This window comes from Pacificispira sp. HM-600 (assembly GCF_977993705.1).
In genome coordinates, this window is sequence record NZ_OZ388079.1 from 1,784,524 (window position 1) to 1,798,139 (window position 13,616).

General features: G+C 63.7%; 13 protein-coding genes. 8 read left to right on the forward strand and 5 right to left on the reverse strand.

Annotation, left to right across the window (positions count from 1 at the left end; all coding sequences use genetic code 11):
• Nucleotides 1-38: 38 nt before the first annotated feature.
• Nucleotides 39-1,280, reverse strand: coding sequence for an ABC transporter substrate-binding protein (locus tag ACXZ1E_RS08455; protein ID WP_458040123.1), 1,242 nt, complete (start codon nucleotides 1,278-1,280; stop codon nucleotides 39-41).
• 129 nt (nucleotides 1,281-1,409) lie between these two features.
• On the opposite strand from ACXZ1E_RS08455, the gene ACXZ1E_RS08460 reads away from it, so the two are divergent.
• The 3 genes from ACXZ1E_RS08460 to ACXZ1E_RS08470 are packed head-to-tail and all read left to right on the forward strand — an operon-like array spanning nucleotide 1,410 to nucleotide 3,659.
• Complete coding sequence (locus ACXZ1E_RS08460) at nucleotides 1,410-2,408, forward strand: LacI family DNA-binding transcriptional regulator (protein ID WP_458040124.1); 999 nt, start codon at nucleotides 1,410-1,412, stop codon at nucleotides 2,406-2,408.
• A 49-nt stretch (nucleotides 2,409-2,457) separates the two neighbouring features.
• A complete protein-coding gene (locus tag ACXZ1E_RS08465) occupies nucleotides 2,458-3,396 on the forward strand; it encodes a carbohydrate kinase family protein (RefSeq protein ID WP_458040125.1) in 939 nt (312 codons plus the stop codon).
• Entirely contained in the window at nucleotides 3,393-3,659 is a 267-nt protein-coding gene (locus tag ACXZ1E_RS08470) for a putative quinol monooxygenase (protein WP_458040126.1), read from the forward strand. The genes ACXZ1E_RS08465 and ACXZ1E_RS08470 overlap by 4 nt, the downstream gene beginning before the upstream one ends.
• A gap of 174 nt (nucleotides 3,660-3,833) precedes the next feature.
• Here ACXZ1E_RS08470 and ACXZ1E_RS08475 read toward each other — a convergent pair whose 3' ends face one another.
• Complete coding sequence (locus tag ACXZ1E_RS08475; protein ID WP_168914865.1) at nucleotides 3,834-5,045, reverse strand: IS4 family transposase; 1,212 nt, start codon at nucleotides 5,043-5,045, stop codon at nucleotides 3,834-3,836.
• 317 nt (nucleotides 5,046-5,362) lie between these two features.
• Between ACXZ1E_RS08475 and ACXZ1E_RS08480 the strand changes: the two genes are divergently transcribed.
• From ACXZ1E_RS08480 to ACXZ1E_RS08500, 5 genes are all read left to right on the forward strand, one after another.
• Entirely contained in the window at nucleotides 5,363-6,391 is a 1,029-nt protein-coding gene (locus ACXZ1E_RS08480) for a LacI family DNA-binding transcriptional regulator (RefSeq protein WP_458040127.1), read from the forward strand.
• A gap of 94 nt (nucleotides 6,392-6,485) precedes the next feature.
• The gene (locus ACXZ1E_RS08485) at nucleotides 6,486-7,811 is read left to right on the forward strand and encodes an ABC transporter substrate-binding protein (protein WP_458040128.1); all 1,326 of its coding nucleotides are present in this window, start codon (nucleotides 6,486-6,488) and stop codon (nucleotides 7,809-7,811) included.
• A gap of 53 nt (nucleotides 7,812-7,864) precedes the next feature.
• Complete coding sequence (locus ACXZ1E_RS08490; RefSeq protein WP_458040129.1) at nucleotides 7,865-8,791, forward strand: carbohydrate ABC transporter permease; 927 nt, start codon at nucleotides 7,865-7,867, stop codon at nucleotides 8,789-8,791.
• Complete coding sequence (locus ACXZ1E_RS08495) at nucleotides 8,791-9,654, forward strand: carbohydrate ABC transporter permease (protein WP_251454956.1); 864 nt, start codon at nucleotides 8,791-8,793, stop codon at nucleotides 9,652-9,654. Before ACXZ1E_RS08490 ends, ACXZ1E_RS08495 begins: the two co-directional genes overlap by 1 nt.
• 28 nt (nucleotides 9,655-9,682) lie before the next feature.
• Nucleotides 9,683-10,780 (forward strand): glycoside hydrolase family 172 protein, encoded by a 1,098-nt coding sequence (locus tag ACXZ1E_RS08500; protein WP_242087622.1) that lies wholly within the window; start codon nucleotides 9,683-9,685, stop codon nucleotides 10,778-10,780.
• Between the two features lie 607 nt (nucleotides 10,781-11,387).
• Here the strand turns inward: ACXZ1E_RS08500 and ACXZ1E_RS08505 are convergent.
• The 3 genes from ACXZ1E_RS08505 to ACXZ1E_RS08515 are packed head-to-tail and all read right to left on the reverse strand — an operon-like array spanning nucleotide 11,388 to nucleotide 13,480.
• Entirely contained in the window at nucleotides 11,388-12,065 is a 678-nt protein-coding gene (locus tag ACXZ1E_RS08505) for a hypothetical protein (protein ID WP_330170727.1), read from the reverse strand.
• A gap of 6 nt (nucleotides 12,066-12,071) precedes the next feature.
• Nucleotides 12,072-12,701, reverse strand: coding sequence for a hypothetical protein (locus ACXZ1E_RS08510; RefSeq protein WP_458040130.1), 630 nt, complete (start codon nucleotides 12,699-12,701; stop codon nucleotides 12,072-12,074).
• Nucleotides 12,698-13,480 carry a TIGR04255 family protein gene (locus ACXZ1E_RS08515; RefSeq protein WP_330170729.1) on the reverse strand — a complete coding sequence of 261 codons (783 nt, stop codon included), beginning with the start codon at nucleotides 13,478-13,480 and terminating at the stop codon, nucleotides 12,698-12,700. The genes ACXZ1E_RS08510 and ACXZ1E_RS08515 overlap by 4 nt, the downstream gene beginning before the upstream one ends.
• Between the last annotated feature and the right edge of the window lie 136 nt (nucleotides 13,481-13,616).

The following is a 13,616-nucleotide window of genomic DNA, read 5'->3' on the forward strand; positions in this document are numbered from 1 at the left end:
CTGCGCGGTGGCTCGGCCCCCTCCGAAGATGAGATTCGTCAGGGCGCGACCTGCGCCTGGACCTGCTCGAGGACGGTCTCAGGTGACTCGCTGCCGTTGAAGGCTTGGACGCCGTACTGCTGAAGCAGCGCCGAGGTCTCGTTCCACTTCGGAGTGGTGCGGTACGGGTCGACCGTCGCCAGCGCCGTGTCGATCGCTTCCTTGGCGCCATCGACACCGGCGACCTCGTACCAGTTCGCCTGCGCGTCGAGGTATGCGGGAAAACCGCGGCCGGCGTCAGCGATGTACTTCTGTGCCTCAGGGCCGATGATGACCGAGATGGCCTGCCACGCCTCCTCCGGGTGCTCGCACGAGGTGGTGACGCCGAATCCCGTTCCGGACATCGTCGTGATCGAGGTGCCATCGAAGGCGGGGGTGGTGGCCAGGCCGATCGTGAACGGGACGTTCTCCTTGGCGTTGATCAGCTGCCACGGACCGTCTACGTACATCGCGGCGTTGCCGCTGCGCCACTGGTCGGCCGGCCAGTTGGAAGCACCGGACGCCGGCGGCGCCGGAGCGACCTTCTCCTGCGTGGCGAGGTCTGTCACCCACGTGAAGCCCTCGACGACCTTGTCGTTGGTCAGGTCGGGCTTGCCGTCCTTGATGTACGTGCCGCCGATGCTGAGCACGTAGGGCAGCCACATGTCTGGGGTGCCGTCGGCCACGAACCCGTACTTGCCGTCCTTCGTCAGCGCCTTCGCCGCCGACATGAACTCCTCCACTGACCATCCGGGTGTGGGAAGCGGGACGCCGGCCGCGTCGAACATGTCCTTGTTGTAGTAGAGGACGTAGGGCCCGAGGTCGTACGGCACCGCCAGCTGCTTGCCGTCCTGCTGGAGGCCTTCGACGATCGACGGCGCGTACTCGTCAATGTCGAAGCCCGTGGTCTCGAAGGAAGGCGTCAGGTCCGTGAACAGCGACCCGACGTCGGGTACGCGCTGCGCCTGCAGTCCGGCGATGCAGGCGAGGTCGTTGCTGGCCGCCTGAGCGGTGAGCTTGTTGTAGTAGTCCTTGAACGGCGTGCTCTCGAACGTCACCGTGATGTTCGGGAACTCCTCGTGCACCATGTCCGCGAGGTGATTCCAGACGTCGACTTCCTTCTGGGAGTCGGCCGACATGATCCAGCGAAGTTCGACGTTGCCGTCGCTGGCTGCCTCGTTCCCTCCACCCGCGCAACCAGCGAGCAGGACCGCGCCGATCGCCGCAGTTGCGGCGGACCCGACGATTCTTCCACTCTTCATTGATGTGCCTCTCTTGTGTCGGTGGCCGCTTCTAGTGCGACCGACAACGTTGTCGGAGCGATGCTGGCATAGATTTCCTGCTGTCGCAAGCAAAATCCGATAACGTTGTCAGAAGGGAGGTTGTGACCGATGACTCAGCAGCCATCAGGCGTGCGTGCGGCACGGCCCACGATGAAGGATGTTGCCGCCCTCGCCGGCGTCGGCATCAAGACCGTTTCGCGAGTCGTGAACGGCGAGAAGCACGTCAGCGACGAGACGCGGGAAGTGGTGGAGCGAGCGATCTCGCAGCTTCGATTCCAGCGCAATACCAGCGCCGCCAGCCTGCGCAACGGCTCGTCGTCCACGATCGCGCTGATCCTGGAGGACATCTCCGAACCGATTCAGGCCACCATCGCCCACGCCGTCGAGGACGTCGCGCGGCGCCAGGGAAGCCTCGTGTTCACCGCGTCATCGTCGGGGGACCCTCAGCACGAGCGCGACCTCAGCGAGTCGTTCATTGCCCGACGAGTCGATGGTTTGATCATCGTCCCCTCCCCCGCTGACCACGGATACCTGCAGTCGGAGCTGACCGGGGGCTTGCCGATCGTGTTCGCCGACCGACCACCTCAAGGCCTGGTTGCTGACACTGTTCTCAGCGCGAATCGCGACGGCGCTCTGATGGGTGTCCGGCACCTTATCGAACGCGGCCACCGGCGCATCGCTTTCATCGGCAACGTTGAGAGCGTGCACACCGGACGCGACCGGCTCGCCGGTTATCGCGATGCGCTTGCGCAAGCGAGCATCCCCTACGACGATCGCCTGGTCCACCTCGGTGAACCCAACTCCTCCCGGTCTGAAGCGGCGCTCTCGGCCGTCCTGACCCTAGACGAGCCGGCAACGGCACTGTTCACGGGCAACAGCCTCAATACGATCGCGACACTCCGCGCCGCGAACTTCCCGAGCGGTCTGGAGCATGTCGCATTCGACGACCACGAGCTGTTCGATCTGCTCGCCCACCCGATGACGGTCGTCGCCCAGGATCCCGCGGTCATCGGCGAAACCGCTGCCCGGCGCCTGTTCGATCGGCTTGAGGGGCTCACCGACCCGGCAACGGTGACAGAGCTGCCAACTCAACTCGTCATCCGCTAGCTCACCGACGATGACGGCAACACCTACAATCCAGCAGGGAGTTCACGATATGAGCGAAGAGGTCCTCGTGGTGGGCGAAAGCTTGATCGACATCGTCCGGACGGTGGGCGAGCCCGGCGTCGAAGTCGTGGGTGGCTCCCCCGCGAACGTGGCGCTCGGGATGGGGCGACTCGGAACGACCCCCCGGCTGCTGACTGCTCTTGGCAATGACGCCCGCGGCCACAGGATCGCTGAACTGCTGGAACGGTCCGGGGTCAAAATCGATCCGGCATCCTGGTCGCTTCAGCACACCGCGACGGCAGCGGCTCTCATCGACGCACGGGGCGTGGCACAGTACGAGTTTGACATCGAATGGAACGTGCCAGCGCCGATTCAGCTGGCTGCTGCGCAAGTCGTCCATCTCGGATCGATTGCTGCTTTCCTGCCTCCCGGAGCGGACACGCTCACTGCCTTCATCGACGAGCTGCAGGGGCAGGCGATGGTGACCTTCGATCCCAACATCCGGCCAGCTCTCGTCGGATCGCACGCGAGTGCGGTCGCCCGTGTCGAGCATCTCGCCTCACGCTCGAACGTCGTCAAGCTCAGCGACGAGGACGCCAGCTGGCTGTGGCCGGCAGCCTCCTCGGACGAGGTCCTCGACCATCTTCTCGAGTGTGGCGCGACGCTCGTCGCCCTCACCCTGGGCGGGGCTGGGGCCGCTGCCGCCACGCGGGACCACCGCGTACAGATCGCGGCACCCACGGTGCCCGTGGTGGACACCGTGGGTGCAGGCGACACGTTCATGGCTGCGCTCATCCACCGTCTCGTCACCCAACCAGACCTCCTGCACAGCACGTCTGAGTCCGAGTTGATCCGCGCGGTTCACTTTGCAGTCATCGCAGCGTCCATCACCGTGCAACGAGCAGGAGCTGATCTCCCTACGACGAAGGACGTGCACGCCGCACTCCAATCGCAATCAGGAGTTGCGGCGAAGGAGACCCTGCGATGAGCGAACCCGTCATCTTGCACGCGACCTTCACCGCTCGAGCGGGCGAGGAGCGTCGCGTCGCACGCCTCATCAGTCAATATGCCCGGGTTGTCCAGCAAGAGCCCGGGAACCTTATGTTCGAAGTCAACCTGGTGCGGGATACTCCTGAGCGCTTCTTCGTCTATGAGGCCTACTTCGACGAAGAAGCATTCCGTGAGCACCTCAACGCCCCCGCCGGACAGGCGTTCACCGCTAAACTCAATACCGTTCAGTTAAGGGTTTGAACGTGAACTCGGGGACTGTTCGCGGGTTGTGGCCAACGACTGTGGTGGTCGCGTTTGGCAAGCCATTTGGAGATCTTGCGTTTGATCACGCGGGGGTTTGAGCGCTGTCGGCGCGCAGGGTTCAGGCGTTTGAGAAGGCTGAGGATGGCGTGACGCCATGCGGCGACGGCAGTGTCAGGGCGCTGAGGGGGAAAAAGAGCCCGAGGCGACTGAGCGGCGGGCTATGCGTAGCGCTGCGACGAACGAGACCCGGTCGGGGTCCCGTCCGGCGTGGGCGGCGGCGTCGACCATGAGGGTGCGGATGGCGTAGTGGCAGCACAGGTGCCCCCAGATTTCTTGTTGGACCAAATCGGGAGACTTGGAGCGCAGCACGCCCCTGGGGCCACGCTGATGTGTCTTCAACTCGTCAAAGGTGGACTCGATCTCCCACCGCTCGGAATAGGCCGCAGCGAGGTCTTCGGCGGTCACCTCGGCTGGATCCAGGATCGTGGTGAGCAGCCGATACGACTCGGGGTTCTCCCTCCCGTCCTCGATCGTGTAGTCGATGACCCGCACCTTCAGCGGCGGTGTCGACTTCCGGTCGGTGCCGGAGGTGGGGATGATCTCCGCCAACCATGACCCGTCGGGTAGAGCTTCCCGAAACCGCGGGCGCAGGTTCGTCTTGACCCGCCAGAGCAAGTCTGCACCCGTGGCCGCGGCTTGCTGCCAGAGTGTGAACCCGTAGAAGCCTCGGTCGGCGAGCACCAGCATTCCAGGCTCCAGCCTGTCGAGCAGTTCCCGAGACAACGCGATCTCCGAAGTGGTGCATGGGCCGATTTCAGCGTCGAGGATGGCATGGGTGCCGCACTCGGCCAACGCCACCAGCCGGGCCTGCGGAAACGCGGCATGCTCACCCCGACTCGACGCGGGGCGGCCGAAGAAGTCGACATTCGCCGGCGTGTCAGCCAGATCCAAGACCGTGCCATCGATCGCGACCAGTCTTCGTCCGGCCAACCACGAACCCGGTGTCGCCGGCCTGGCCAGCGGGCGCGCCACCCGGGTGAACAGGTCACGCACGGGTTCGAATCCGAGCCGGGAGCGGGCTTGGAAGATCGCCGACTTCGACGGCGGCGACCATGACTCGGCCCAGCCCGAGGACCATGCCAGCCCATCCGTCAGCTGGGCGAACACATCCTCGTAGGAACCCTCCGAGTGCAACGCCATCCCGATCGAGAAATACGCCATCACCCGCGCCGGCAACGACCGATTCCGTTGCTCGGTACGCCCGGCATCAGCAATCACCTGATCAACAACCTCCGCAGGAAACACCCGTGTCAGCAAACCCACCGACACCAAATCCGACAACCGGCGGTCAGAAACCGGCTTCACCCAACCAGAACGAGGCATACCCCAAAACTACCGCACGAACCCTTAACTGAACGGTATTGCCGCTAAACTGACGCCCCTGATCGTCGAACCAGCCAGCGAACTGACGTTCCTCCGCCGCGTGCCCTGAGTTCCTCCCGCGTTCGAATTCAAGTGGTTCGGGCCGCCGGCGCAACGGGGACGGACAGCGCCCGGCACGAGCGACCTAGGCGCAACCAAAAGGTAACGGTTAAGTAACGGGTTTTGCGTCAACGCGTTTGACGTCCTTACCGTCACATCAAACGTTTGACGCGGGCGTCCGCACCGCAAGTTAAACGATTGATGCCAAGGGAGTCATTGTGATCACGTTGAAGGACCTCGCCGCCGCAGTAGGGGTTTCACCCTCTGCGGTGTCACTGGTCCTTAATGACCGCCACACCGGCCGTGTGAACGTGGAGACCGCCGAGCGGATCCGCCACGCGGCGGAGGACATGGGGTACATCCCCAATCAGCTCGCGCGGGGTCTGAAGACGAAGCGGACCCACACAATCGGCGTCCTCACCGATCAGGTCGCCAGTGTGCCGTTTGCGGGCCGCATGCTCGAGGGCGTTCAGAGCGTGGCGTGGAAATCCGGGTACCTCGCGATGATCATCGACACCACCAATCGAACGGAGCTTCTCGACCAGTCTTCCCGGTCTCTGCTCCAGCGCGACATCGACGCGCTCATCATCGCTGCGGAGTATCACCGCGCTGTGGAAGTCCCCGCCGTCCCCCCCACCATCCCTGTGATGATCCTCGACGGAGTCCCCGCTGGCGACGCCATCGCAGACGGTGTCGTCCCCGACGAGCATGGCGGCGCATACGACGCGACGCATCACCTCGCCCAGGCAGGGCATCGCCGCATCGCCTTCTGCAACATCGGCGGCGACGTGTTCGTGGCGTCCAAGCTGCGGCACGCCGGTTATGAGGCGGCGCTTCGAGACCACGGCGTGGAGCCCGACCCTGGCCTCCACCTGTTCCTTGACGACACCGCGACCGCTGCCGCCTACGGACCGATGCGGGCGCTGCTGGAGCGTCCGGATCGTCCCACCGCGGTGTTCTGCTTCTCAGATCAGATCGCGTTCGCCGTCTACCAGGCTGCCAATGACCTCGGGTTGCGCATCCCCGAAGATCTCTCCGTGATCGGCTTCGACGATCAGCGCTTCATCGCAGACGCGCTGCGACCGGGGCTCACCACGGTTCGGCTGCCCCATCACGACCTGGGCGCGTGGGCGGCCAAGCGAGTCATCGACCGGGTGCACGGTGACGAGACCGGCGCCCCGCAGACCCAGAAGATCCCGTGCCCGTTGGTGGTTCGCGCATCGGTTGCACCGCCACCCAGCACCTAGCGCACGACAACAGCATCCGAATCGTCCGGTCTCACAGCACGAGGGACCGGTACCCGGCGCGCTCCTGCGCCACCATCCACCGAGGAGAAGAAAGATGATAACGACGAAGCGCAACATCATGCGCACGGCCGTCGGCGCTGCTGCCGCAGCCACCGTGGCGATCTCCCTAGCCGGCTGCGCCGGCTCCGGCAGCGACGCCGAAGGAGACAACACCTTCACCATCCTGCAGTACGAGAACCCCGACACCGCGCAGGGCCAGGGCTGGGAACTGGCGCTGGAGATCTTCAAAGAGAAGCACCCGGACGTCGAAGTCGACTTCCAGACCACCAGCTTCGACGCGATGCGCCAGAACGCGAAGATCACCCTCACCGGCAATGACGTGCCCGATGTGATCGAGTTCAACAAGGGCAACGCCGACGGCGGCCAGCTCGCCGGGCAGGGCCTGCTCACACCGCTCACCGACACCGTCGAAGAGTACGGGTGGGACGAGAAGATCACCGGCAGCATGCAGGCCTTCGCGAAGTACGACGAGCAGGGCCTGGCCGGCTCCGGCGACTGGTATGGGATCCCGAACATCGGCGAGTACGTGATGTTCTACTACAACAAGGACCTGTTCGCGCAGGCGGGCATCACCGAGGAACCGACCGACCTGGACGAGTTCGAAGCGGCGATGGACAAGCTTCTCGCCGCCGGCATCACCCCGATCTCCTCGTCCGCAGCGACCAGCCAGGGATTCAACCAGATGTGGGTGTGGTACTCCCTGGTCTCCGCTGGCGCCGACCGGGAATCGATCGACGACTTCATGTTCCTGCGCGAGCCGGTGGACTTCTCCGCGAGCCCGTGGGGAGACGGCGCTGAGAGGTTCCAGGAATGGATCGACAAGGGTTACGTCGGCACCGAGCTCGGTGGCCTGAACTTCGAGCAGGCCACCGTGAACTTCCTCAGCGGCGAGAAGGCGATGCTGATCTGGAACCAGGGCGAGTTCGCTCGTATCCGCGAGCAGGCACCCTTCGAGTGGGGCTACTTCACCCTTCCCGGCGCCAACATGCAGATGGGCTCCAGCGGCCACCTGTGGGGCGTGCCCGCCAACGCGACCAACAAGGAGCTCGCGTACGACTGGATCGACATCACGCTGAGCGAAGAAGTGCAGAACAAGATCGGTCAACTCGGCGGCCTCCCGCTCGCCGGTGACGCGTCCACCATCGAGGACGACCTCACCCGGGAGTACACCGAACGGTTCAACGAGCTGCTCGAGGCCGACACGCTGAGCTTCTACCCCGACTACCCCGTTCCCGGGTTCCTGGACTTCATCCAGTCCGGCATGCAGGCCATGTCCAACGGCAACATGACCGCAGAGGAGTGGACCGCGGACCTTCAAGAGTTCTATGACGAAGGCCGCGAGATCGCCCTCGCCGGCTAAACCCGTGGGGGCCCCGCCCAGGGGCGGGGCCCCCACCTTCCGGAGAAACCACCATGGATATACCTCTGAAAAACACCCGTCGCACACTCGAACGTCGCGGCGGCTACTGGCTCTACCTACTGCCCCTCGCCGCGGGATTCGTCGCCGTCGTCGCCGTGCCGTTCGCGATGAACGTCTACACGAGTCTGTTCCACTGGAAAGGTGGGCAAGCACCCATGCGGTGGGCCGGGCTGGAGAACTACCTGACGCTGTTCACCGATGAGACCTTCTGGCGGTCCTTCCAGAACAGCATCGCGATGATCGTCGCGATCACCATCATCCCCACCATCATCGGGATCCTTCTCGCCGCGCTCCTGTTCGACTACCTCGGCCGCCGCTATGGCGACAAGGCGATCGCCACCCTCCGGGCGACCTATTACTTGCCGCAGATCCTGCCGATCGCTGTCGCCGGGTTCATCTGGTCCACCATCCTCAACACGCAGCAGGGCTCGCTCACCTTGATGCTCAAGAGCATCGGGATCCAGTCCCCACCCGACTGGCTGGGCGATCCGAACATCGCCATCTACTCGGTCATGCTGATGCTGGTCTGGCTCCAGATCGGGTATCCGGTCGTGATCTTCATGTCCGCGCTGCAGAGGGTCGATCCGGAGCTGTACGAGGCCGCAGAACTCGATGGCGCCGGATGGTGGCGCCGATTCCAGGCAATCACCATCCCCCAGATCCGGCCCGAGATCTTCGTGGTCGTCCTCACCGCGACAATCGCTGCGCTGAAGGTGTTCGCTCCGATCCTGATCCTCACCGGCGGCGGGCCGGAGAACTCGACCGTGGTGCCGTCGTACTACGCATACCGCAACTTCTTCGAGCTGTCCCGTGTCGGCTACGGCTCAACCATCGCGACCGTGATGTCCATCGTCATCTTCGTCGTCGCCGCTGTGATGCTCGCCTGGCAGCACCGCGAGACCCGGAAGGAGCACCGCTGATGACCGCAACGCTCACCCACACGCTGCCCCTCAACAAGACGAGGCGCACCCCGCTGAACTGGCTCATGCTCGGGCTGGCCATTCTCGTCGCCGTCGTGATGGCCGCACCGTTCCTGCTGCTCGTGCTCAACGCCTTCAAGACCGGTGCGGACTACTCCACTAACGGACCCCTCGCCTGGCCCACAACCTTCACACTCGACGCGTTCGTGAGCTACCTCAACCGCGTCGACTTCCCCCGCGCGCTGTGGAACTCCATCCTCAGCTCCACCATCATCGCGTTCGCCGGGACCGCCCTCGCACTGCTCGCTTCCTACGCGATCGGGATCGGCAGGATCCGGGCCAACACCGCGATCACCGCGCTTCTCCTGATCGCCACCATGGTGCCGCACGAGGCGCTGATCTACCCGATGTTCTACGGCGCCCAGGCAACCGGACTGCTGAACTCGATCTGGTCCATCATCATCGTCTTCACCATCCTCTGGGCCGCGTACGGCACCTACATCCTCTCCAGCGTGATGTCCACGTTCCCGCGAGAAGTGCTGGAAGCCGCTGCGATCGACGGAGCCGGACGATGGCGGATCCTTTGGCAGGTCGTCTTCCCCATCGTCCGCCCCACTCTCTCTGTGCTCGTCGTGTTCATCTTCATCTGGTCATGGAATGAGTTCTATATCCCGCTCATCCTGCTCGGCGACCCCGCCTCCCAGACCGTGCCCATCGCCTTGTCCACACTGCGCGGGCAGCACTCCATCGACATAACGGTCATCAACGCCGGCTCGCTCCTGTCCCTCATCCCCACGCTGGTGTTCTTCCTCATCTTCCAGCGCACCATCAGCCGCGGCGTCACCGCCGGCGCCGTCAAGTAAGTCATTCCGCCGAACCGAAAGAATCGCAATGCCCACCCAGTGGAACACCCTCCGCAACAACGGAACCCTCCGCAGTCGCGCCATCAACGCCGAGAACCCCACCGGCGCGCCCGGATCCGCCGGCACCGCGAGCTCCCACCTCGGCCCCGGCCGAAAAGGAAGCGCCTGGTACGAGCTTCCCGCCGGAGAGACCCTCACCCTCGCGGAGATCACCGGCCCTGGCGTGATCCGCCACATCTGGATTACCGTCACCGACAAGACCCCCGCCGGACCCTTCGTCCTCCGCGACCTCGTACTCCGCGCCTACTGGGACAACTCGCCGCACCCATCCGTCGAAGTCCCCCTCGGCGACTTCTTCTGCAACGGCTTCGGCGAACGCACCCTCGTCACCTCAGAACCGATCGTGGTCGCGCCCACCGGCGGCATGAACTCCTACTTCCCCATGCCGTTCCGCACCGGCGCGCGCATCGAACTCACCAGCGAACACGGCGGCGACCTCGGCCACGTGTTCTTCCAAATCGACTACACCACCGGTGACGACTTCGACCAGTGGCCCGGCTACTTCCACGCCCAATGGCGGCGCAGCAACGGCACCACCGCGCTCGGAGAAGACCACCTCATCCTCGACGGCGTCGAAGGCTCCGGCACATACATCGGCACCTACGTCGCTCTCGCCTCCCTGCACCGCTACTGGTGGGGAGAAGGGGAAGTGAAGTTCTACATTGACGACGACACCACCCTGCCCACACTCTGCAGCACCGGCCTCGAGGACTACGCCGGCGGCGCGTGGGCATTCCAAGACGCGCTCCGCGCAGACCCCGAACCCAACATCCTCACCTTCAGCGCCCCCTACTTCGGATACCCGTTCGCGAGCGCCACCGACACCACAAAGGCCTCTGAGTTTTCCACTGCCATGATGCCCATGCACGGCCTTTACCGCTGGCACCTGCCCGACCCCATCTACTTCCAGGAACGACTCCGCGTCACCGTCCAGCAGATCGGAACCTGGCAGCACGGCCTATTTGAGCGATCCGATGACATCTCGACCACGGCCTACTGGTACCAGACAGACATCAACAAGGCGTTCCCGCAACTCCCCACGGCTCCCGACCGCACACCCCGCTGACAACCCGAATACCCAAGCCCGCTCCGGCGCACCGCGTGCGTCCATGACTGAGCGATCTCCGTCACACCGGCCGCTCGACCCCGGTCGAGCGGCCGGTTTCGTTTCGTCGCGGCGCTCGAGGACCCGACCAACCGGGCACATCGAGAGATGTCCGGATGGACATCGCGTGGACATCTCACCCGCGAAAAGGACACTCCAGAAAAGTCCTTACAACCCTCACGGCCCCGCCGCGGACGACACACTCTACCTTCCAGTTGGGCGAGTACCGGCTGACTGCTCCGATGACGCATTGAAGCGGCTGAGTTTTCGTCCCCGCAACAGCACGACCGCCCTCGCTGCTTTTGCCGGCCCGCGAGGTCGAAATGTCCAGATGGACACACCGTGGACATTTCATCTGCGAAATGGACAGCTTCAAAAAAGACCTACATGAACGGTGTAGGAACCGCTCAGAAATGTCCATGTCGGAGGCGGAATCGTGCGACCCTCCGGAGCGATATGTCCACGTCGCGTCGTCGGCTACATCCAGCAACTTGTCCATCCGGATGGCTGAGACTGAGCGGCTACACGCACATTCCTACGTCTGGTGACCAGCATGGACATGGACGCGTCACTCGGCGGCAAGTCGAGCCTTAATCTCAACTCGCATCTGCCGCCGAACCCCGGCTCGCGTCTGAGGATCATCGAGCAACGTCTGTCGGTTGACGCCGGCGCCACCCTCGGCGCCCGCACGGATCCACTCGTGGAAGGCAGCCGACGTGGCTGAATCAGTTCCTTCGAGGTCCGTCATCCACTCGGCCTGCAAGTCTGCCTCCGCGAATGGCCCTGAGATCTGCTCGTTGAAGGTGATCGTCTTCACAACCACCCTGCTGTTGTGATGAACCCATCGTTGGAGCAAGAGATTTACGCCCTGCTCACTCAGGACGGCGATGCGTTCACATCCATCGAGCAGATCGTCAGGGCCAAGCAGATCTAGCGCCAGAAAGTCGATCGAGTGCTTCTCGTGGCCTTCCTGCAACCCAGGCAAGGGCATTCGCCGATACGCCTCCTTCGACCAGCTCGACCTGTGGCCTTGAACCTCCACCACCCGCGCTACCAGAATCTGCTCGAGCAGGTCCGAGCCCTCGCGGCGCAACGCACAAGGGTGCTGAAGAACGGCCCACATGGTCGAACCGTCCCGCCTACGAAACACGTCGCCCGTGAAGATCGGACGGGTCGGGTCGACCTCGGCTCCCTTCGCCATAAAGATCAGCTCAGGAACAGCAGGTGTCTCGAGATCGACAGTCACCCCGGCTCAGTCCTTCGGCCGAATCGAAACCATCCCGTCGTTGGCGACAAAGGTTTCAAACGCAGGGTCTATGTATCGCTCACGCCAGTCGGGATCGAACGCGTCGAGCGCTTCATCGACTGCGCTGTGGTTACTCGCAAGGTCGAGCACAAGGTGCGCCTTACCGCTAGCGACGAGGTCGATCGGACTGACCGCGACTCCACGCGCCACCGGCATCTCGAACCACGACGCGGGGTCGTTTACGAGCATCTCCTGCTCGATCTTCTCTACCACTGCCACGACGTAAGCAAGCTTCAGGCGATTCTCGCCCGTGATGTTCTCTCCCCGCCGCCACTTCTGAAGCGCGGGTACCGAAACTCCGGTGAGGCGTGCCACGTCGCGCCAGGCGAATCCCCAGTCGTTAAGCCGCCCAAGCAGGTCGGCTGGGCGCTGCCGACCAAGCAACTGGCAACTCTGAGAAAGGTCGTCTTCCCACGCACGCCGATGCAGTTCCCGCGTATCGCCATCAAGGTGACGTACCTGCTGACGAATGGTTCCGACGTGCTGACTCAACGTTGTTCGTGTCTCACCGACCTCAGGAAGGCCGACGTATCCACCCGTGGGGGCAAGCCTTTCTGTCGCTGACAACGATGTCATCGAAGAACCTCCTGTCTCAGTTTCTCAGTGATAAGGGACTCAAACACAGACCTAATGGGGACATGTAGCGCGTCGAGCGTGTCCGTCACGAACAGAGGATCGAACTCCGGGACACCGCGACTGATGGGTTGCCACGCTCCATCCATGTCGATGAGGAAGAACGGCCCTGATCGTTCAGCGGGCCGAACCAGATTCGGTGAAGAGGCGACTGCCTGTCCATCGCCTATGCCGTATCGAACGGTATAGGACAAGCCGGGCTCAGTCTTGACGATCGTGACGCCTTGCGTCTCCTGAATCGGAGCGCCGAGAACATTTGACAATCCCTGCGGGCCGAGCAATTCCGGAGCAACCCACTCCGACCAGTTGGTGGCCCCTGCTTCCGCGGGAACCCGAAGCTCATCGATGTATCTCAGACCGATGCGTTCGACTCCATCGAGAGGCGCGATGTCGTTCCGGGCGTGCAAGGCGGTCGCGACCAATGCGCTGAAAGCCTCCCAGCCCTCGTACCTCGTCGTCTCTACCGCCACGGCATCAGGTCGCAGAGTCACGCTTTGGTGAAGACTCCGTGAGACGAAGCGCGGATGATGCGAGACCTGCTGCTTGCCCGATGGCAGTTCAACATCGACGACTTGCTCCACCCGAAGAATGGGTAGCGCGTCGCGCAACACGGCACCTACCGCTTCTACCTCGGCGGCCGACAGTTTCCGGCGCACAGGATGTCGGATCTCCGCAACGACAAGAGCGATGGGCGCGTGAGGATAGATCTCCCGGTCGGCCATGGCTCGATGCTACCGGAATAGAAACTGAAAGTGATACCAACAACGTTGGTGATTCAGCAGCACTAGCGCCCCCACGCCCGAAGGCCAACGTGGCTGCGACGCCAGGGAACACCTCCGTGGCGTCGCCGCCCGGCGT